Annotated in this window: 22 protein-coding genes; 9 read left to right on the top strand and 13 right to left on the bottom strand. The window is 56.6% G+C overall.

What is annotated here, in order from left to right:
* Positions 1–6 precede the first annotated feature (6 nt).
* The 8 genes from QM579_RS06430 to QM579_RS06395 all read left to right on the top strand — a co-directional run bounded on the left by QM579_RS06430 (position 7) and on the right by QM579_RS06395 (position 5940).
* Entirely contained in the window at positions 7–552 is a 546-nt protein-coding gene (locus QM579_RS06430; RefSeq protein ID WP_414998349.1) for an MptD family putative ECF transporter S component, read from the top strand.
* Entirely contained in the window at positions 530–1312 is a 783-nt protein-coding gene (locus tag QM579_RS06425; protein WP_414998348.1) for an energy-coupling factor transporter transmembrane component T family protein, read from the top strand. Before QM579_RS06430 ends, QM579_RS06425 begins: the two co-directional genes overlap by 23 nt.
* Positions 1312–2775, top strand: coding sequence for an ABC transporter ATP-binding protein (locus QM579_RS06420; RefSeq protein ID WP_414998347.1), 1464 nt, complete (start codon positions 1312–1314; stop codon positions 2773–2775). Before QM579_RS06425 ends, QM579_RS06420 begins: the two co-directional genes overlap by 1 nt.
* 14 nt (positions 2776–2789) lie before the next feature.
* A complete protein-coding gene (gene hutX / locus QM579_RS06415) occupies positions 2790–3326 on the top strand; it encodes a heme utilization cystosolic carrier protein HutX (protein WP_414998346.1) in 537 nt (178 codons plus the stop codon).
* A complete protein-coding gene (locus QM579_RS06410) occupies positions 3326–3844 on the top strand; it encodes a flavodoxin family protein (RefSeq protein ID WP_414998345.1) in 519 nt (172 codons plus the stop codon). The genes hutX and QM579_RS06410 overlap by 1 nt, the downstream gene beginning before the upstream one ends.
* Before the next feature lie 190 nt (positions 3845–4034).
* A complete protein-coding gene (locus QM579_RS06405) occupies positions 4035–4721 on the top strand; it encodes a MotA/TolQ/ExbB proton channel family protein (RefSeq protein ID WP_414998344.1) in 687 nt (228 codons plus the stop codon).
* 9 nt (positions 4722–4730) lie between these two features.
* A complete protein-coding gene (locus QM579_RS06400; protein WP_414998343.1) occupies positions 4731–5129 on the top strand; it encodes an ExbD/TolR family protein in 399 nt (132 codons plus the stop codon).
* Positions 5086–5940 carry a TonB family protein gene (locus QM579_RS06395; RefSeq protein WP_414998342.1) on the top strand — a complete coding sequence of 285 codons (855 nt, stop codon included), beginning with the start codon at positions 5086–5088 and terminating at the stop codon, positions 5938–5940. Before QM579_RS06400 ends, QM579_RS06395 begins: the two co-directional genes overlap by 44 nt.
* Before the next feature lie 321 nt (positions 5941–6261).
* Here the strand turns inward: QM579_RS06395 and QM579_RS06390 are convergent, their stop codons facing one another.
* Together QM579_RS06390 and QM579_RS06385 are read right to left on the bottom strand one after the other, a co-directional pair.
* Positions 6262–6789, bottom strand: coding sequence for a metal-dependent transcriptional regulator (locus tag QM579_RS06390; RefSeq protein WP_414998341.1), 528 nt, complete (start codon positions 6787–6789; stop codon positions 6262–6264).
* Positions 6790–6849: 60 nt separating this feature from the next.
* The gene (locus QM579_RS06385; protein ID WP_414998340.1) at positions 6850–8202 is read right to left on the bottom strand and encodes an MATE family efflux transporter; all 1353 of its coding nucleotides are present in this window, start codon (positions 8200–8202) and stop codon (positions 6850–6852) included.
* 615 nt (positions 8203–8817) lie between these two features.
* On the opposite strand from QM579_RS06385, the gene QM579_RS06380 reads away from it, so the two are divergent.
* Complete coding sequence (locus QM579_RS06380; RefSeq protein WP_414998339.1) at positions 8818–11562, top strand: cation-transporting P-type ATPase; 2745 nt, start codon at positions 8818–8820, stop codon at positions 11560–11562.
* On the opposite strand, the gene QM579_RS06375 is transcribed toward QM579_RS06380, so the two are convergent.
* From QM579_RS06375 to QM579_RS06325, 11 genes are all read right to left on the bottom strand, one after another.
* Positions 11547–11678, bottom strand: coding sequence for a hypothetical protein (locus QM579_RS06375; RefSeq protein ID WP_414998338.1), 132 nt, complete (start codon positions 11676–11678; stop codon positions 11547–11549). The genes QM579_RS06380 and QM579_RS06375 overlap by 16 nt on opposite strands.
* Positions 11679–11709: 31 nt before the next feature.
* Entirely contained in the window at positions 11710–12363 is a 654-nt protein-coding gene (locus QM579_RS06370) for a TetR/AcrR family transcriptional regulator (RefSeq protein WP_414998337.1), read from the bottom strand.
* Positions 12364–12518: 155 nt separating this feature from the next.
* Entirely contained in the window at positions 12519–13238 is a 720-nt protein-coding gene (locus QM579_RS06365) for a DUF134 domain-containing protein (RefSeq protein ID WP_414998336.1), read from the bottom strand.
* 237 nt (positions 13239–13475) lie between these two features.
* Positions 13476–13853, bottom strand: a complete 378-nt coding sequence (locus QM579_RS06360) for a response regulator receiver protein (protein WP_414998335.1) — start codon at positions 13851–13853, stop codon at positions 13476–13478.
* Positions 13854–13861: 8 nt separating this feature from the next.
* Entirely contained in the window at positions 13862–14242 is a 381-nt protein-coding gene (locus tag QM579_RS06355) for a NifB/NifX family molybdenum-iron cluster-binding protein (RefSeq protein ID WP_414998334.1), read from the bottom strand.
* A 12-nt stretch (positions 14243–14254) separates the two neighbouring features.
* Positions 14255–15169 (bottom strand): ATP-binding protein, encoded by a 915-nt coding sequence (locus tag QM579_RS06350; RefSeq protein ID WP_414998333.1) that lies wholly within the window; start codon positions 15167–15169, stop codon positions 14255–14257.
* A complete protein-coding gene (locus tag QM579_RS06345; RefSeq protein WP_414998332.1) occupies positions 15162–16238 on the bottom strand; it encodes a 4Fe-4S binding protein in 1077 nt (358 codons plus the stop codon). Before QM579_RS06345 ends, QM579_RS06350 begins: the two co-directional genes overlap by 8 nt.
* A 6-nt stretch (positions 16239–16244) precedes the next feature.
* Positions 16245–16595 (bottom strand): NifB/NifX family molybdenum-iron cluster-binding protein, encoded by a 351-nt coding sequence (locus tag QM579_RS06340; protein WP_414998331.1) that lies wholly within the window; start codon positions 16593–16595, stop codon positions 16245–16247.
* A 512-nt stretch (positions 16596–17107) separates the two neighbouring features.
* Positions 17108–18022, bottom strand: coding sequence for an AmmeMemoRadiSam system protein B (gene amrB, locus QM579_RS06335; protein WP_414998330.1), 915 nt, complete (start codon positions 18020–18022; stop codon positions 17108–17110).
* A 336-nt stretch (positions 18023–18358) separates the two neighbouring features.
* Positions 18359–19819, bottom strand: a complete 1461-nt coding sequence (locus tag QM579_RS06330; RefSeq protein ID WP_414998329.1) for an NAD-dependent succinate-semialdehyde dehydrogenase — start codon at positions 19817–19819, stop codon at positions 18359–18361.
* Positions 19820–19850: 31 nt separating this feature from the next.
* A partial coding sequence (locus QM579_RS06325) for a dihydroorotase (protein WP_414998328.1) occupies positions 19851–21025 on the bottom strand: 1175 nt, incomplete at its 5' end.

Here is a 21025-nt window from a genome sequence, read left to right as displayed (position 1 = left end):
TACATCATGAAGTCCACGGTCAACCGCTACTGGAGTGCCCATGAGCTGGTGGTCATAGGGGTATTTTCGGCAGCCGCCAAAATCTCCACCTTACTGGTGGCCCTGGCCGGAGGGGGCATGAACCCGGTGTCCCTGCTGTTAAAGAATCTGGTTTTTACCACCCTGCTGATAGTCATGCTCTACAAGGTGCGCAAACCCGGCACCCTGCTGCTTTTTGTGCTTATCAACATGCTGGTGAGCGCATTGCTGCTCGGGGCCAGTCTTACTTTGCTGCCAGCCATGCTGGCGGCGGCGCTGGTTGCGGAAACAGCCGCGGCCCTCACAGGCGGCTACGCCAGACCCTGGGGCCCGCTGGTGGCGGTGGCCGTGTTCGACCTGTTGTTCAGGGTTTGCTCCCTGGGCGTTTCATGGCTCTACATGCGCGAAAATCCAGCAATGCTCGTGGCCGCCGTGCCCATTGTGATTCTGGGTTACGCAGGTGCGCTTATAGGTCTTTTTACCGGCGTCAGAGCCGTAAGGGAGCTGCGCCATGCAGGCATTGTACGCCAGTAATCGCCCTTTGCCGCAAGGCTGGCTTTATGAGGCCGATGTACGCGCCAAAATCGGGGTAAGCGTTCTTGCCTCGCTGGGCACCCTTATTATTTCTAACCTTGAAGGCCAGCTGGTGCTGGCTGGTGCCTCGCTGTGCTATGCCCTGTGCATGCGCAAACCCAAAGCCCTGCTTGTGGCCTACGCCGTTCTGACTGTCATGATTTTTATGGCTATGGGCTGCGTGTGGATTATGGGCCAGCTTTCGCCCCGCCTTATGGGAGGCATGAGCTTTGCGTCTTTGGCCATTCCATTTTTGCGTGTGCTGACCATGCTGCATGTGGTGCTGCCGCTGGCGCTGTCCAGCCGGGTGCAATATCTGCTGGACGCGCTGCGCGGGTTGCGCCTGCCCTTCTGCATATATTTGCCCGCAGCCGTTATCATCCGCTTTATCCCCACCTTCATCAATGACGTGAAACAGGTTACGGAATCACTCAAGCTGCGTGGCTACAAGCTGAACCCGTGGACAATGACGTGCCACCCGGTACTCAGCCTGCGTCTGCTGTTTACGCCCCTCTTGTTCCGTTCTCTGCGCACTTCGGAAGATCTTGGGGTTGCGGCTGAACTCAAGGGGCTTGGTATGGGCGAAAAACTTACCCCCTACCGCACCAATGCCTGGACCCGCCGGGACAGCCTGCTGCTGGCAGCGGCCCTGCTTGTGGTGGCCGCCGCGCTCGCCTGCCAGTACATTTTGAATAACCCTGTGGCAGGAGGCATGCTTTGATGTTGCGCTTTGAAAATGTCAGCTATGCCTACCCGTTTCAGGGGCGGCCAGCGGTGGAAAATATCTCGCTGCACGTCAAACCCGGCGAAGTGGTACTTTGCACCGGGGCAAGCGGTTGCGGCAAATCCACGCTTATCCGTCTGGCCAACGGACTCTGTCCTCTACATTTTGCTGGAATTCTGGAGGGTCAGGTGCTCGTCAATGGCACCCCCACAGTGGAACAGGATTTGCCCCATCTGGCCCAGCAGGCAGGCACGCTGTTTCAAGACCCTGAGCAGCAGTTCTTTGCCCTCAACGTGGAGGACGAACTGGCCTTTGCCCTTGAATGGCAAGGCATGCCCGTGGAAACAATGCACAAAACCGTGAAACGGTCAGTGCGCCAGTTCAACCTGCAACCGCTGTTGGGCGCGTCCATTCATGAGCTTTCGGAAGGCCAGAAGCAGAAAGTAGGCCTTGCGACCTTGTGGACGCAAACACCGCAAGCCCTCATTCTGGACGAACCCACCGCCAATCTGGACCCCGAATCCACAGAAGAACTGGCCCTGCAACTCAAGCAGCTCAAAGAGCAGGGCATGGCCATTCTGGTGGTGGACCATCGCCTGTACTGGCTGGCCGACGTGGCCGACAGGGTCATTGTCATGCAAGACGGGCGTATCCGCGAGCAGGGCGATTTTTCCATCCTGTACGATGCAGACCTGCGTACCCGGTACGGCCTGCGGGAAGCCTGCGTGCCTGACGTGCGCGACGTGCTGCCCTCCTGTTCCACCGCCGATTCATGCCCGGTGGAGGCGCACAACCTCACCTATGCCCACAAGGGGCAGGAGCCTCTGTACGAAAACGCCCGCATTGCCCTGCCCTCCGGTATTACGGCGCTCATCGGCCCCAACGGCACAGGCAAGACGACACTGGCCCGCGTACTGGCCGGACTGAACCTGCCCCAGGCCGGTGAAATCACGCTGGACGGACAGCCCCTGAATCCCCGTCAACGTCTCGCTGGCACTGGCATCGTGCTACAGAACGCCGACCATCAACTTCATATGAGAACAGTGCTCGCAGAGGTACAGACCTGCCTTGATCTGGCAGGCCAAAAAGACAAACACGCCGGTCTGGAACTGCTGACTGCTTTTGGGCTGGAAGATCTGGCGCAGCGCCATCCCCAATCACTTTCCGGCGGTGAAAAGCAGCGTCTTGTCATTGCCTGCGCGCTGGCCAAAAAACCGCGCCTGCTCATACTGGACGAACCCACCAGTGGTCTGGACGGGCAAAACATGACCCGACTGGCGCAGGCGCTGGAAGCTCAGGCGCTGGAAGGCCGCTGCATACTGCTTATCACTCACGACCTTGAACTGCTGGCCCGCATGGGCCGCCATGCCCTGCGGCTGCCCCTGCCGCCGGATTCCAGCTTACCCGCCGCGCAAGGGGACTGTACCGGCATACACGAAGCCGCCGCTCCGGCAGCATAGAGGAGATTTTTACCATGAGTACTTGCACTACAGACACGGCAGCGATTGAAACCCTGCGCCCTCAGGTGGAAACAATGCTCACGACGCAAAAGATGGTCATGCTGGATACCATTGCCCGCCAGTTCGCGGTTACGGAGCTCTGCGCCGCCCGCGCATTGCCCGAAAGCATGAGAGCTTTTGCTCCCGGCACGGCCTTTGACGATGTGTGGCAAGGCCTGGCCCAGTGGCCCTGTGCGACCTTCATCATGCGTCACGGACGCAGTGTTGTGGAGATCAAGGGACGCATTCCCGGTGGCAAACACGGCGGCGGCTATTTCAATCTTGAACATGACCTTCCCCTGAGCGGTCATATTTGCAGTGATGAAGTTGCCCACATCTGCTTCCTTTCCCTGCCCTTCATGGGTCTGGAAAGCCACAGCGTGCAGTTTCTGGATGCAGCGGGCGCTGTGCTGTTCGCCATCTATGTGGGCCGTGAAAAAAAAGCGCTTATTCCCGAGGCGCGCGACGGCTTTTTCGCCTTGCGTGACGCCTTCGGCAAGGAGGAAATATAATGAAAAGTCTTGTGGTTTATTCTTCGCGTACAGGCAATACCCGTAAAATAGCCGAGGCTGTAGCCGAAGCTTTGCCCGGCTGCCATCTGCACCCGGTTGAAGAAGCGCCGCTGCCCGAGGGCTACGACCTTGTGGCTGTGGGCTATTGGGTAGACAAGGGCATGCCCGACGACAAGGCCAAAAAATATATGGAGCAGATCAAAAACTGCAATGTGGCCCTCTTCGGCACACTCGGCGCATGGCCGGACTCGGAACACGCCGCGCACTGCAAGGTACAGGGCGAAGCTTTGCTGGCCGACCCCGCGCAAGGCAACAATATACTTGGCACCTTTCTGTGCCAGGGGCGTGTGGACCCCGCCGTGGTGGCCATGATGCAGAAGATGGCCAACAGCGCCCATCCTATGACGGAAGACCGCCGTGCCCGCCTTGAAGAGGCGGCCAAGCATCCCGACAATGAAGACTGCCGCAAGGCTCGCGAAGCCTTTGCGGATTTTGCCCGTGCATTTGGAGTAGCCTAACTTTGCAATGTGAAACATTTCAGCGTTGCCATTCTGCCGGGAAATACAATTTCCGGCAGAATCCACGCCACAACACGGCGTGCGGCACGAGAGTGCAGCGTCAGGGCATTTAAAGTTTTTCAAAATTCAAATAGTTGAGCTCAAACCCGGGCGCTGCATGCGCTCAGGACAACGTATAAGGATATCAGGCATGAATTTGGCCGCCATTTATAACGCCATCGGACCCGCAGGCTGCGCCCTTGTGGTTGTGGGCTGCGCTGGCGTGTACATTGCCTTTCGCACGTATTTCTACCTCGCTCTGGTATGGCGAAACTTTCAGCACGGCTTTCTTGATCTGGAAAACACGGGTGAAAGCCGTTGCCTGCGCAACAACAACAGCGACAACCCCCTGATCGCCATTGTGCGTGATGTGGTCAAAACCCACAGCGGGCACTCGCAGGACATCAGGGCCGAAGTGGCCTACCTGTTTCACCGCAACTTTGAGCAGACCACCAAAAGCCTGTGCTGGTTGCGCCTTGTGGCAATGATTTCTCCCCTCATGGGCCTGCTGGGCACAGTGCTCGGCATGGTGCGCGTTTTTCAGGCCATTGCAGACACGGCAACTCCTGATCCGGCTCAACTGGCGGCAGGCATATGGGAAGTGCTCATCACCACGGCGATGGGCCTGAGCGTGGCCATTCCCATGCTCATTGCCTACTATTTTCTGCTGCTCAAGTTCAAAGGTTTCCATATTGAGGCTGTGGAACATAGCTACCGCGCACTTGAGCTTTGCCAGGGAGCGGCCCGGCCTGTTCGCGTAGCCGCGCCCGCTGTGAAGCACGGCGTGGTAGACACCCCGGCGTCATGCCCTGTCAGTCCGGAACCGGAATCCGCATAAGGAGGTCCTATGTTCGAGCTGGACGAAGAAGTCAGCGTTGACCTCACGCCGCTTGTTGACGTTATCATTGTGCTGCTTTTTTTCTTTATTCTCACGGCCTCGTTCAGCAAACCCATACTGGAGATCGTTCTGCCCAAGGCAGAATCCCCGGATCCTGGCGCTACCCGCACCAAAGAACTGGTTATCTCCATCAAGCAGGACGGTACCATCCATCATGAAGGCCAGCAGGTCAGCAAAGAAGCCCTGCCCGCCCTGCTGGAAACCATGCCCGAAGCGTTGCTGAATCTGCATGTGGATGAAAAGGCCCCATTCAATGCTTTTGTGGGTGTGGTGGACCAGGCCAAGACCAAGAGAGGAGGCCGCTTTGTTATCAGCACACAAGCGACTTCGGCGTCCAAGCCATTGTGACGTGGCGGCGCAGACGCGCAGCCGCAACTATGCCCTGTGCATAACATCCGGCATAATTGTGCTGGCGGCTCTGCTCATGTCCTTGCCAAGGCAAAACCAACGGGTACTGCTTCCCGCTGCTGCGGCAGGGCCTATGGTCATGTCCATGCGGCTTGAATCTGTGCAGATCCGCATCGAATCGAGCGAAGAACCCGTCGAACGGCGCCTTATGGCCGATGATTCGCCATTTGCTGCTGTGCTGCCGCCCGAGCCGGAAAAACCAAAAGAAGATCCCAAACCGGAAGAAAAACCCAAGGTTGTGGAGCAAAAGCCCAAGGTTCAGCCGCCAGTGGCAAAGCCGGAACAGCGCAAAGTTGCAGCGCAAAAAGCGCCCCAGCATGTGCAAAAAGATGCCGTTCCCGGCCCGCGCCATCAGGTGGGCCATCCCGAAGGCAGCCCCGACGGCGGCGTGGCGGGAGGAGTCTTGGGTGGCGTGCCCGGTGGAAAAGCTGGCGGTGTGGCTGGCGGAGTACCGGGCGGCGTTTCGGCCTCCACTAAAAACGCGGCCCTGAGCAGAATTCTCAATGCGGTGGAGAAAAACAAAAACTACCCCAAACACGCCCGCCGCAGCGGTGCGGAAGGACTTGTAATCCTTCTTGTCAGCATAAATGACCAGGGCCGCATTACGGCCAGCAGTCTGGACAAACACTGCGGGCAGGCGGTGCTGGACAATGCCACCAAGGAGTTGGGAGAAAAGCTGATAGGCCTGAACACCGGAGTGCAGGGCGCTGCCTTCAGCGTGCGCGTGCCCGTGGAGTACAAGCTGAAGTAGCCCCTGAAAACCGTACAGGAGAGATCTTTTCCACCTTGAGGAACCCCAGAGGGAATGGGCTTTGAAAGGCTTCCTGTTGCAAGGGCGACATTCTACAAGATGTTTTTGAGAAGGGTATACACCGTTTCCCGATAGGCAGCCCGGCATACTTTCCGCCGGGCTGCCTATTTTTTGCCGGGCCGACCAAGAGCGGCTTTTCAACAGCGGTTTGTTCCAAAAATAAAAAGGCGGCCCTTTTCATGCCGGAGTGTGCTCTTCATACACATCCGGAGAAAAGGGCCGCCTGCCACAGCAGTGATGAAAAAACGCTAAAAATCCGTTCTAGCCTTCATCCACAAAATCACGACGGTTCACTATTGCCGGAGGAGCCTCACCGGTCTTTGGCAGTCTGTGTTTTTTGGCCGCATGCGCGTCCCGCAGGGCGAGGCTTTTTTCCAGCCAGCCTTCCCACTGGGGCATGGTGTGACGCATGTACAGCACAAAGAGCCGCCAGCGCAGCATGACGTCATCGGGCATGACGTGCTCAAGCTGGCAGGCCATATCGGCCGCAGTTTCTTCGGGCAATTGCAGCACCGTTGAAAAAAACTCCCGCAAAACCATATTACGGTGAGCCAGACGCTGCCCGGCCTGAAGGCCTTTTTGCGTCAGATTCACAAGGCTGTACGGCTCATAGCTGATATAACCACGCTTGGCTAACGAGCGCAGGGCGTTGGTTACCGATGGGCGTGCAACCTTGGCTGCATCGGCAATATCACTGGGTCTACATGCGCCAGTGGCGAACTCCTGCTTGAAGATAATGGCCAGGTAGTTTTCCAGGGCAGGAGAAAGATCCTTTTCTTCCTGATCCATTGAACAATCTCCTTGCATATTCTGCTTCGTCCATAGGCCTAAAAACGTGCCACACAGATATCAGATAACCCGTATGGCACCAAACCATTTTTTTTGCACATAGATTTGCAGCGTCCATATGGAGGACACCAGCGTGCCGCAGGCCATGCCAACATATGCTCCAAAAGCGCCAAAATCCAGCCCGTGAGCAAGGCAATAAGCCAGCGGCACCGACACGCCCCAGGTTGTGAAGCAGCTTACACGACAGGTGAAGCGCGTGGCTCCGGCTCCCGCCAGAACCGCGCTCAGCATCTGGCTCATCCCCTGCAAGGGCAGCACAAGGCAAGAAATCTGCAAAAACGTCTCGGCAAGGACCACTGTGCCAGACTCCTGGGTAAAAAGCCTGATTATGGGCCCGCAGAGCATATACAACCCCAGCCCGGCCACAGCCAGAGCCACGGCCACCCACAGGCCATACCGCAACCCGAGGGCATAACCGTCGCGCCCCAGGCCTGCCCCTAACAAATGCCCGCTGAGGATAGTCAGTGTCATACCCAGCCCAGCCAGAGGAAACAGCAAAAAACCCATAACGCGCATACCAAGAGTCATTGCCGCTATGGCGTCCACCGCATGCAAGGGAAGGCTGGAAACGCAGGCAAGAAGCACAATGCTGCCAGCATGCCCGGCTACATTGCCAAGCGCCGCCGGAGCACCCACACGCCACAGCCGGGGCATGGCCAGTTTGTTCCACCGCCACCCGGCAAATGACGACGCCCTCAAAATGTTTACGCGCACGGCCAGAATGATGTTGCAGATAAAGCCTGCCAAGGACGAGGCAAACGTTGTCCAGGCAACGGCAGCGTACCCGAGTTGCGGGAAGCCCCACCAGCCAAGCCCCAGCCCAACGCTGCTGACAAATTTAATGACCGTCACAAGGCAAAGTGTGGCTGTGGGCAGCCAGACCATCTTGTGCGCGCGAAACACAGAATTCAGCATGACGAGGCTGTAATAGAACGGCAACTGGGCCGCGTAGGCGAAACCAAAGGTACGCACCATCGGCGCTATGGCCTGGGGCACAAGATCTGTCATAGGCAATGCCAGAAGCACGCCGAGCCCCAAAAGAGAAATCACGGAACCTGCGGTAAAGGAAAGGCCAACTATCAGCCCGGAATAACGCCGGGCACGCAAGGGTTTTCCCGCCCCAAGCGACTGGCTGACCATAGCCATACAGCCGCTGCCCACCACTGCTGTCAGCAGCATCAGAAAGGCAAGTATCTGTGCAGTAAATCCCAGCGCTGCCAACACGCCCTCATTGAGCTGCCCCGCCACCCACAGATCTATCATGGACATGGCCATGTAGCAGAACATCAGACCCAACTGCGGGATAGTGAGAAGCGCAACTTCGCGGGCGGAAACGACCTTGGTTTCGGGCATGCGGCATAGTGCCGCACGAGATTCTCAATGTCAAATAAAGTTAGCTTTAAATAATTTAATTAGTCATATAATAGATAACACGCATATAACACTGCAATAACAGGATAATATTAAAAATACTCCTCATCCCGTAAGGAAACGCGCCCTTTGCACACCCATAATGGAGGGGCTGCCTGCCAGCACCAAAAAAATCCCAAGCAACCCATCTTCAGGCAGTAACAAATGCGCTGCAGCCGCCGCACTTGCCAAAATTTTCGGGGTTGCCGTAGCTCCCTGGGGATCCAGTTGCAAGTGTTGCCCGGTTCACGAACCTACCGGAGTTCAGAATCGCCGCGCCATCTGGGCAGAGGTTTACGGCTCGAGGGTTTTTCGATAATAATATTCATAATGATATGAGCCAGTATTGGCATGTGTCTCTGTTGCAACTGCCGTTCTCAGTGACGCCCAGCCAGGATGTTGCCGGAAAAAGCTTCTTTGAAATAGGACATCAAGCTGAACTGGCAGCAGATGCTGAGCCAAAAGCGCGCCTGCCAGACACCGCACATAGTCAGAAGGTTTGCACTGCGCTTATCCATATGTACCCCGCGACTGCTCTAACTCTGGAACGAGGTCTGTATGCAAAAACAATATGTTCACACCCACAGCAAATGGTTTGCCAAGGATGTGCCAGACGTCGCCGCGGTTTTGATGACCGACGTGCGGCAGGGCATCAGCCAGGAACAGGCTGCCGCCAGACTTGAAGAATACGGTCCCAACTCCTTGCCGGCAAAGAAGAAGCAAAGCCGCATCATCAGCTTTCTACGCCATTTTCACGACATTCTCATCTACATGCTTTTTGTGGCAGCCTTTGTGACGCTGGTTCTGGGGCATTACGCGGACACCATTGTCATTCTGCTTGTGGCCATTGTGAACGCCTTCATAGGATTTTCGCAAGAATTCAAGGCTGAAAAAGCCCTTGAAGACATCAAGAGCATGCTGTCTCTCAAGGCCTCCATCATCCGCGGCGGCGTGCGCGCCGAAGTGGATTCCAAAGATCTGGCGCTGGGCGACCTTGTGCTTCTGAAACCAGGCAACAAAATCCCCGCTGACCTGCGCCTTGTCAACGCCGACAACCTGCGCGTCGAAGAATCAGCCCTGACTGGCGAATCCGTTCCTTCAGAAAAAAACACGCACTCCCTCGACCCGGAAACCATGCTTGGCGACAGAATCAACATGGCTTTCAGCGGAACGTCGGTCAGCGCAGGCACGGGATCAGGCCTGGTGGTGGCTGTGGGGCAGGAGACAGAACTGGGGCGCATCAGCCAGCTGCTGGAAGAAACCCAGAACATCTCCACACCTCTAATCCGTCAGATGGCCCAGCTTGGCAAAACTGTGGCTCTGTTCATTCTTGGCGTGTCTTTGCTGATCTTTCTGTTCGGGCGTTTCTTTCACAGCTACGACGCCAGCGAACTGCTGCTCGCCACCATAGGGCTGGCCATTGCGGCCATTCCCGAAGGGCTTCCCGCCATTCTTTCCATCATTCTTGCTGTCGGCGTGCAGCACATGGCCCGCCGCAAGGCCATTGTGCGCACCCTGCCCTCGGTGGAAACTCTGGGGTCGGTATCCGTCATCTGTTCGGACAAAACGGGCACGCTCACCAAGAATGAAATGACCGTTAAAAGCCTTGTTCTTGCAGAAGAGAGCTATGATGTTGAAGGATCGGGATACGCGCCCGAAGGTTCTATTACACAGCACGGTGCTGCAGTAGATGCAGCTTCAGCCCCCCTGCTGGCGGAAATGATCCGCTGCTTCTCCCTGTGCAACGACTCCGTGCTTACGCAGGACGCCAGCGGAGCCTGGATCATACAGGGCGAACCCACTGAAGGCGCGTTGCAGACCCTCTATAAAAAATCAGGCCTCACAGGCGCGGGTAAAAGCAGAATAGCTACCCTGCCCTTTGATTCCCAGTACAAGTATATGGCGACGCTTATTGAAGAAGGCGGGCAAACCCTGCTTCTGGTCAAAGGCGCGCCCGACCGTTTGCTGGCCATGTCTACGCAGCAGCGTACCACCACGGGCGATGTTCCTCTTGACGCTGCATGCTGGGAAAGCGCCATGAGCATTACGGCTGGCAAAGGCCAGCGCCTGCTTGGCGCAGCCATAAAAATCATGCCCCCGCAAACCAGCACCATTACCCACGAAGATTTACAGGAAGGCCTTGTTTTTCTTGGTCTGGCGGGCATTGTCGACCCGCCGCGCAATGAGGTGCTTGAAGCGGTGCGCGCCTGCAAGGACGCAGGAATCACCGTAAAAATGATCACAGGCGACCATGTGGATACTGCCAAAGCCATTGGCCTTGAACTGGGCATTGGCGACGGCAATATGGCCATATCCGGGCAACAGCTCGACGAAATGACAGACCAGCAGATCCAGTGCGCGGTAAAAAAATGCGACATTTTTGCCAGAACAAGCCCCGAGCATAAACTCAAGCTTGTCAAGGCGTTGCAGGCCAACGGCGCTGTTTCGGCTATGACTGGCGACGGCGTCAACGATGCCCCGGCCCTCAAAGCGGCTGACGTGGGCATTGCTATGGGCATCAAGGGAACCGAGGTCACAAAGGACGCTGCGGAAATTGTTCTCACAGACGACAATTTCAGCACCATCGTGGCCGCGGTAGAAGAAGGCCGCAGGGTTTATGACAACCTGAGAAAGACCATCCTTTTCATTCTGCCCACCAACGGGGCCGAAAGTTTTCTCATTATAGCCAGCATCCTGTTTGGTACAACGCTGCCCCTGACGCCCGTGCAGATACTCTGGGTGAACATGGTCACGTCGGTGACGGTATCTCTTGCCCTGGCCTTTGAGCTTAAAGAAGACGGCGTTATGCGGCGTCCTCCAAGGCCTGCCGGAGAAAAAATCCTGGACGGCTATTTTATCTGGCGCATCGCCTTTGTGTCCATACTCATCGGCGGCATGACCCTGATCATGAGCGTGAGCCTTGGGCGTATGGGCTATGCCGAAGACCTTGTGCGTACAATGACAGTGCAAAGCATCGTCATGTGCCAGCTTTTTCACCTGTTCAACAGCCGCAGCATCCGGGGATCTGCTTTCAAGATGAATCCCTTCTCCAACCAGGCCGTTCTTGTGGTCAGCGCCCTGCTTGTGCTTCTTCAGCTTTCGGTAACGTACATTCCCTTCATGAACAGGGTGTTCGGCACAGTGCCCCTGGCTTTGCAGTATTGGCCAGTCCCCATACTGCTCGGTTTTATTGTCTTTTTGATAGTTGAGGGCGAAAAGGCCTTTATGCGCAAAAGAGATGCACAGCACTTTACAGCCGGGGGCGGAGCTGCTGCGGGAGAAAATGATCACTGCGAAATCTGATGCAACGCCGCCAAACGAAATAACTCGCCGTTTCCAGAAGGCTTTTTAATCAGTGTTTGCTTAGAAACAATCAGGAAGGCCGCCTGCATGTAAGTGCAGACGGCCTTCTTCGACATACTGATCCTTGGGCATACTTGCTGGCAGGCATCAATGTGCTGGCGCCGACACCTCTAGGGCAAGAAGTTGGTCCAGAACCAGACCAAGACCATGACGAAAAGCTTCCCGGTCTTTTTTACTGTACTTCTTGCTGCGCAAGAGAGTTAAAATCACAGCCGAACCCGTGAGCAGCGAATAGGCAACATCCGCCTTGGCCCCCATGCCTGGGCCGCCCAGGCGTTCTCTGAATGTTTGGCGTTTTTGCTCAAAAAAATCAGAGATGATGTCTGCAACTTCCGGATTAAGGGCGGAAAAAAGGATGATCCGAAACTCGTCTATCCATATGTTATGCTCCTTGGCGAGCACTATGCTGTCCAAAGCCTGATCAAGGGTATCCCTGATACTTGACCCCGGAGCCTTGGCAAGCTCGGTCAAGGAGTTCACTACTGCTGCAAACAGTTTTTTCTTTGAACCAAAGTATCTGTTGATAAGGGTGGCGTTCACCCCGGCCTTTGCTGCAATTTCTCTCGTGCCCACACTTTCGTAGTTATTTTTGGCAAAAAGACAACGTGCGGCAACCAGTATCCGCTGTCGAGTTTGTGCCGCATTGCGGCCTTGTTTGCCCTGCTCCGCCACTGGGTGCAATTGTTCGGGAGGCATGGCGGCTACAGGGGCATTGCCGTCATTTTTGACTGCATTGCTCATAGCGTCCCTGCATTTTTATAATGGTCATGCGGGGCGTTGCCTCGCTAAAACCATATGTGCTTGTTTTGTAAACATTCAGGCAGTGCGGCCAACCCGCACATCTACTGCAAAAGCACCTCTGCAAACAGCAAGGGCGCTTTTGCAAATTTACAGATCTACGTAACCTCATTCCCCGAAGCACAGCCACTTCGGCAGAGATGTTCAGTGCCAAAAGCCACCAGCCTGTTTTGCGCAAAGGCTTCCAGGCAGGCCCCTACACTGGGCAATCCCGCATTGTGGTAGACGGCTATTCCGGCTGCCTGCATGGCCTGCAGGGGGCGAACCCCCATACCGCCAGCCAGCAGCACCGTCACGCCCAGGCGGGCCAATATCTGCACAGGACTGGCGCAATCTCCGGGCATATGCCCAGAGTTTGCCCGAACCATAGCTTCGCCGACCTCGCCAGCTTTTATCCTGGCCAGGGTATAGACGCTACATCGGCCAAAATGCGCGTGAGGCGCGGCCAGAAGCCCGCCAGGCTCCTGCGAGGGAACCGCCACCAGCACGCCATCAGAGTCGGAAGGACGTACATCGTCGTTCAGGGCGTCCATTGCGCACACGCCGCCCTCGATACGCAGGGCAAGGCCATCCACAAGGGCTTCAGCCACACAGTGCCGGGCCCTTCGCAACAGCCTGCCGAAGGTATGGCGCGACACCCCCATACGGGCAGCGGCTTCATCCATATTTCGGCCTTCGTAATCGGCCAGACGCAAGGCCTCAAGACCATCCAGCTGCAGAACCCTCTCGTCGAGGTCTGACATAGGGATGCCTTTAGGCTTGAAATAATTGACTTTGGGAAGGGCGCTCACACGCCTGCAATGACTGGGTCTTGGCATATTCTCACACTGATACGATTTTATTATAAAGTACGGCACGGAATGACACACGTCAAGAGTGACGTAAGTTACTGCAAAACTGTGCTGTATCGCAGTTTGAAACAGCCAACATACCGGATTTTCCGCATATGTTGGACTCAAACAGATAAAGTAAAAAAGCGGAACCAGCGGCAAAAACCGGTTCCGCATATTGCATCTGGTATTCTATATACCAACGACACATGATGGCAGTTTAATTTATCCCCGGCTCCCCATCACTTCCTTCAAAAGTTCAAGCAACTTGTGCGCATCTTGCGCTGCTGGTTTCAGTGGAAGCGACGTTAGTATTCCCAGCCCCTCCATTTCGTCATGAAAGACCTCTGCTGGCATGTCCGTCACAACAGCGGTGTGCATTCCGGCATCAATCATCATAAGGGCCGTCACCCAGGACCGCGCAAGCTCGCAGGAAGGCGGATCAAGCACAACCAAAACCGGGTGTTCACGCTGCGCCGCTTCTTTGCACAGTTCAAAGCTTTCCGCCATGCCCACGGTGCAGCCGCCAACTTGCAACTGCGCCACAAAGTCTGTCCAGGCGTCCGGTCGGCGGGTTTGCAGCAGAATATGCCTGCTTTTCATGGCCGCCCCTAGTGCGAGCCGCCGCCGCAGGTCTGTTCCGTGCTGAAACGGTTCAGCTTGCCCTGACGAAACGCCTCAACCGCCTGCCCCACCGTGGGATAATTGCCAGCAAAAAATACATCAATATGCATCTGGTTGAAGCCCATAAGAGGACGCATGCCCATTCCCCCGGCCAGTAGGGCTGTTACGCCGTGCTCGGCCAGATACTGCACAGGAGCCATGCAGCCACCCTGCTGATGCGGGATGGAAGCCAGTGTGGACTGGGCAGATACAGCGCCGTTCTCAATTTCCACAATGGTATAGATGGCGCAATGGCCGAAATGCATACCCATACCCGCATCCACGCCGCCGGGAAGTTCAGAGGGAATTGCCAGAACTGTCTTGCTCATGATGGTATGTCCTTACAAAGAGTTAATGTTTGCCCGCCGGGCGGGCTTGTCTGCCGCGGCGCAGATGCGCCCCCATATTTTCTCAAGCTCGCTGGCCAGGGACGAATCCCTTTCCGTCAGAGCTTCGCCACGTATCATAGCCTCCGTCACAAGAGGGCTGAAAGGCAAGCGCCCCGCCAGTGTGTAGCCATGCTGGACGGCGTACTCTTCAATGGAGCGCGCCTCATCGTTATTGAGGTCGGCCTTGTTGATGATGACGGATACAGGAATACGAAAATGCCTGCACAGATCCGCCACCCGCTCGAAATCATGCCGTCCCGAAGGAGTGGGCTCCACCACCGCCACAGCCAAAGTGGCCCCAGAAAGGGAACTGATGACAGGACAGCCTATGCCGGGTGATCCGTCGCAGAGGATAAGGCTGTCTTCCGTGGCCGGGGCCAGCTGGCGCGCCTGCTGTTTGAGCAGGCTGACCAGACGGCCCGAATTTTCCTGACCGGGATCAAGCTGGGCGTGAACAAAAGAACCAAAGCGCGTCTGGCTCAGATACCATGTGCCGCAGTGCCGTTGCGGAAAGTCTATGGCTCCTGTGGGGCAAAGCTTGTGGCACACGCCGCAGCCTTCGCAGTCGAGGGCGTCTATTCTGAACTGCCCGTCCTCGTTCTGCCCCACTGCTCCAAACTGGCACAGCTCGAGGCAACGGCCACACTGCGTACAGGCATCCTCATTGATAACTGCCGTATTGCCCGAAACAAAGGGATGTTCCTGCTGCGCGCGAGGATCAAAAATAATGTGCAGATCCGGCACATCCACATCAAGATCACAGAGCACAGGATTGCGGCCCTCGCGGCTCGCCAGAGCTGCCAATGCTGCGCATACCGTGGTTTTGCCTGTGCCGCCCTTGCCGCTAATGACAACTATTTCACGCATGCCCCGCCCCTGTTGTGCCTGACGCGCAGATGTTCACAGCGCTGCCAGATTCCGCAACATGACAAATCTTGCCTCCTGCCCACCGTTGCACGGCTTCGTAAAGGAGCCCGAAACGCCTCTGCCAGATCAAAGCGTTGACGCTCTGATCCAAAAGGGGCAAGTACCCGTGCGCATAAGCCTCCGCAGCTTGCAGATCAAAGGGCAGACGGGCCAGCAGCGGCAGGCCTTCTGCCGCGCAATATTTTTCCAACACTGCGTCGCCGCTTTCGTTGCCCGGCATGCCAACCCGGTTCATAACAACTGCCAGAGGCATATTCAGCTTCTTAAAGGCTGCATGAGCCAGCTTGAAATCGTAAATGCCAAAGGGGGTGGGTTCCGCCACCAGCACAAGCGCGTCGGCCATGCGGGCCGTGGTCATAGCCGGACAGCTCACGCCGGGGGGTGAATCAATAAGAATGTCCGGCACAGTACCAGCATCGTCCCCGGAAATAGCCGCAAGCGCGCCATCAATAGCCCGCAGCAAAGGCGGCGACATGGCCTCGCCTACCCGGCTTTTTCCCATAAGCAGTGTTTTGCCGGAATGTTGGCTCGAGGTCTGACTGGAAGTTTGCTTCGAAGCCCGTCCGGAAGTTTGGCCCGAAGATTGGTTCAAGCTTTGGTCAGAATTTTGGGCCGGACCCATTTTCAGGCTCCACGAACCCCATTGCAGACTGCCCAGCTCACGCTTGCCCTTCTTCAAGGCCTCAGCCTGACAAACCTCAAAACAGCCGCCGCAACCGTGGCACATGTCTGCAAAAATGATCAGACCTGCGCCCAGTTTGGCAATGGCCTTGTAGGAGCACATGGCTGCGCAGTCGCCGCAGGCAGTGCATTTTTCCGTATCCAGTTCCGGCACGGTCAAATACACAGATTGAGGCGCGTCCAGATGAGGATGCAAAAAAAGGTGCAGATTCGGAGCCTCCACGTCGGCGTCAACTATCAGGCAAGGGTGCGGCCATATGGCGGCCAGCGAAGCCGCCACCGTGGTTTTTCCCGCGCCTCCCTTGCCGCTGGCAAATGCTATGCGCATGACAGCCTACTTGTTGGAGGCCGTAGCCGGGTTAAGAGTTCCCCCGGCATAGCAGCGCACGGCTTCCCCCACGCTGCGGCCATCCAGATCCTGATATATCTGCATGCCTGCCGCCTGAAGAGCGGTGAAGGCCTTGGGCCCCACGTAACCACTGAGCACCGCGCCAACGCCCAGAGCAGACAAGCGTTCGGCAGTTTCAATGCCAGCACCCTGCGCCATAACCTGAGAAGCGCCGTTGTCTACATATTCCGCGTTCATGCTTTCCATATCCACAATCACGAAACCAGCGGCGCGCCCAAAGCGCGGGTCCACCTGAGATTCCAGGCCCGGGCCTTCACTTGAGACGGCAATTTTCATATGTCCGCTCCTTTGCGCAGTCATGCCACGCCATTGTTTTGCTCAAACGAGCATAATCCTCACCTTTTAAATGTCAAGCAAAGGTGTGGATTTTTCACAGACGTTCTTGCACAGGCGAAAAGGCTGACAAACTGACACAGGCAGAAGCCGCTAGGCGCATGAAGGCTGCCCAGGACTGATTTCAGACCAGTTCGGAGTCAGGGGCATCCTCCCCACAAAATACCTTAAGGCCCAATATTCTAGTATGTTCACTTGGGTGAAGAGGATTGACGGGCGGTAAGTAGTGCGAAGAGAGGTAGAATCGCTTTGCCGGGAGTGGGGAATGCTCTGTGGGCACAGGGCTTTTTACCTGGGCTTTACACAATGGCAAGCCAGTGTGCCCTGCGGGACAGGGGACGCCCGGTAGCGTATTGAAGCATAAATAAATGTTTTACGGTGCGAAAATGTTGAGGAGGAGCCCCTTTTGCAAAAGGCCCCTCCCCACAAATTATTTCAAAAATATGGCACTATATTTAGGCAAGGCCGAACCTCAGCCCCGCGTATCCCACGACCCGGCTGGTGTCGCCAGATGCCGCCGCCGAGGTGTCGTACAAGCACAGCTCGGACCACGGATTTCCAAGGGAGCGCAAGGCAAACAAGGCCAGGGCCAGCGGTCCGGCGCCGCACATGGTTATGCCTTCCCGGTCCACTATAGCCAAAAGGGCTTCGGGGTCACAGGACAGCGCCTGTGCCAGAGCTTGCGCGTCCTTGTGCAGGGTCTGCTCCTGATTCTGGTAATGGTTCATGTCAGAACTGACGATGAGGCCCACATCCTGCCCTTTGGCTCTGCAGTCTTCCACAATCTGGCCCAGGGCCAGCCCCGCCGAGCGCAGGATATCAGGCCTGCGCGTACCAACGCACACTGGAACAATGGTACGGGGCATGGCCGGAGAGCCATCTTTTCCCGCCGCCAGGGGAAGACTTTGCAAAAAAGGCAGCAATACCTCTATGGAGTGTTCGCCCAAATGGCAAAGCTCGTCTGGCAAAAAACCGCCTGGAGCCTGAATCAAGGCCTGCGCCAGATCTTCATCCACTTGCACGGGGCCCAATGGCGTCATCCATTGCCCTTCTGTCCAGACCCCCAGCGGTTTTCCCTGGCCCGTATGGTTGGGGCACAGGATAAAAAGCCGCTGCGGCAAGCTGGCTCCGGCTGTGGAATTTTTCCACGAACTGGACAGCGTGCCTCCTATAATGCGCCCGCAATAAACATAACCGGCATGAGGCAGCATAAGCCCCAGCAGACGCGAACCAGCGTCATGCGCATGCCCGTCCGGCACTGATCCCGCTGAGCTGGACACTGTCATAAGCCATGCATGGATTTCTTTTTTCAACTGTTCAACATCAGCAGGGTAAAAACGCCCTGCCGCTATGGGGTGTCGTGTGCTCATGGCCGCTCCCGAAATATGGCGAATTAGAGGCACTTAACATTTTAAATGTTAAATACCCGGCGGCGAGTAGACCGAATTATCCGCGGCCATGCAGTGTAGATTCTGCCGGAACCGCGCTGTGGCAGAATGCGAACTTCGAACTGTTGACCATTGCAAAGCTAATCTACTCTGGAGTAAACGCTACGAACCCCGAACAACGGGGTTGCCCGGGCTTCAAGCCTTCCCGGGCTTCCGTGCGCCGACCCGCTATCCTTGCGGACTGCGAAATCATCACATCTTACAAAATATCAAACTGCACCTGCAAACCATCGTGCAGCTTCCAAATTTGATTATCGCTTATGCTATGTCTCCAAGCAAGGCATAATGTGTTTCCATATATTCCAGCAAGCCTTCCCTGCCGCCTTCACGACCCATGCCGCTGCCCTTGACGCCGCCAAAGGGCGTCTCGGCTGAGGCCAGCCCCGCATCATTGACGCCCACCATGCCGTACTGAAGGCCCTTCCAGAGCCGCCACGTGCGCGCCATATCGCGAGTGCATACATAGGACGCGAGCCCGTATTCCGTATCATTTGCAAGAGCCACGGCTTCTTCTTCGTCTTCAAAAGACATGACAGCGGCCACGGGACCAAATATTTCTTCGCGAAAAATCCGCATATCAGGCCTGATGCCTGTCAGCAGCGTCGGCTCGTAGAAATTGCCGCCAAGCTTGTGGGCCTGCCCGCCTGCAATGCGGCAAGCGCCATTTTGCAGGGCATCACACACAAGAGCGTCCACATGGGCCACAGCCTCGGCATTGATAAGCGGCCCCATTGTGGTATCGGCCTTGAGCCCGTCGCCGACCTTGAGTTCGCGTATACCTTGCAGCAGGCGACGCACAAAAGCGTCGAGCACGTCTTTGTGAACAAGAAAACGGTTGGCGCAAATGCAGGTTTGCCCCGCGTTACGGAACTTGTTGCCCATAGCCATACGGGCCGCCAGGTCTATATCGGCATCGTCAAAGACGATAAAGGGCGCGTTGCCTCCCAATTCCAGAGACACGCGCTTGAGGGTGGGACCGCACTGGGCGGCAAGTGTTCTGCCCACAGGCGTGGAGCCTGTGAAGCTGAGTTTGCGCACCAGCGGGCTTTCAGTGATGACAGAACCAATGGCCCCGGCACTGCCCGTAATGACGTTGAAAACCCCGGCAGGAATGCCTACCCGCATGGCCAGCTCAGCCATAGCCAACGCACTGTAGGGCGTGGCGCTGGCAGGTTTGACAATGGCCGTGCAGCCCGCAGCCAGTGCCGGAGCCACTTTGCGGGGAATCATCGACATGGGGAAGTTCCAGGGTGTGATGGCCGCGGCCACGCCCACGGGGGCATGCCGGGTGAGCGCCTGTACGCCGTGACGAAATTCGGGCACTACCTCGCCGCTGACGCGGCGGGCTTCTTCGGCATACCAGGGAAAGTAGGAAGCCCCCTGAAGAATCTCCCCTCTGGCTTCGGCCAGAGGCTTGCCCTGCTCCAGCGTGAGCAGGCGGGCCAGATCTTCAAGATTGGCATGTATGGCCTGCTCCCAGGCATGCAGATAGGCCCCGCGCTCCTGTGGGCTTTTGGCACTCCAGGCGGCAAAAGCTGTGTGAGCGGCTTCAACGGCAAGCCGGGCCTCCTCAGCGCCACAGTTGGGCACATGGCCCAACTGTTTGCCGTTGGACGGATTGATGACATCCAGAACGCTTTTGTCTGCCGCATCGAGCCACTGCCCGTTGATAAGACAGTGGGGACGAAAGAGACTTTTATCCTGTAGTATCCGGTGCATGTGTACCCCCGCTATGCGCAGGCTGGGGGGATCAGAAAAGCTTTCTGCCTCCCATCCAGTGGTGCTTGACGCGCCCGCGCAAGGTCTGCCCCAAGAAGGGCGTGTTCAGACTTTTTGAATGCATGGTTTCCCGTGAAGGAATCCACGCTTCTTCCGGGTTAAACAAAAAGAAATCTGCCGGGTCGCCTGGAGCAAATCCATTCCAGGGCAAACCAAAAATTTCCGCCGGGCGACGGCACCACAGGCGGTGCGCATCCGATTCGGTCAAAACGCCTTCATCCACAAGCGCCCAGGTAAGACTCAGGGCCAGATCAAGCCCTGTAAATCCGCAAGGGGCTTCATCCAGCGTACCGTCTTTTTCGTGCGCGGCATGCGGGGCGTGGTCCGTCACAAGAATATCCACAATCCCCGTTTTCACGGCTTCACGCAAAACTTCGCGGTCATGCGCCGTACGCAGCGGCGGGCTCACTTTAGACTGGGCACTATAGTTCTCAAGGGCTGTTTCGTCCAGCAGCAGGTAGTGCGGGCATGTTTCAGCACTCACTTTAACGCCGCGTTCCTTGGCCCAACGAATAATGTCCACAGTCAACGCCGCAGAAACATGCGCAATATGTACAGGAATATCAAGATATTCCGCAAGCATTATGTCGCGAGCTGCCTGCAGGGCCTCACCTGCGGGCGGTTGCCCCTTAAGCCCAAGAAGCCCGCTGACATGCCCCTCGTGCATGATCCAGCCGCGTCCCAGGTGCGGGTCTTCGCAGTGGTCAATAAGAATCAGACCCAGATCAGCGCCATATTCCATAATGCGGCGTACAAGTTCGGCATTTTCCAGAGGACGGCCATCGTTGGACACAGCCACGCAGCCTGCTTCCTTGAGTTCAGCCAGAGGGGCCATCGTTTCGCCCTTGAGGCCGATGGTCGCTGCCCCAATAGGCAAAAGGCGCGGGCCGTAAGGATGGCTTTGCCGCGCCCTGTCCAGCATATGCCGGGTGACGCTGGCAGTATCGTTTACAGGCTTGGTGTTGGCCATGCACATGACCGCGCCAAACCCGCCGCGCGCGGCGGCCTCAAGCCCGGAAGCCACGTCTTCCTTGTATTCATAACCGGGTTCGCGCAGGTGTACGTGGGCATCAATGAGGCTTGGCATAAGCACGAGGCCACAAGCATCAAAAATTTCGCACCCTTCGGGAGCCTCGTGATGGCCAG

The organism is Desulfovibrio sp., assembly GCF_047607245.1.
In the GTDB taxonomy this organism is placed as follows: domain Bacteria; phylum Desulfobacterota; class Desulfovibrionia; order Desulfovibrionales; family Desulfovibrionaceae; genus Desulfovibrio.
Note: the sequence above shows the minus strand (reverse complement) of the source record. Positions and strands in the feature narration are given on the sequence as shown.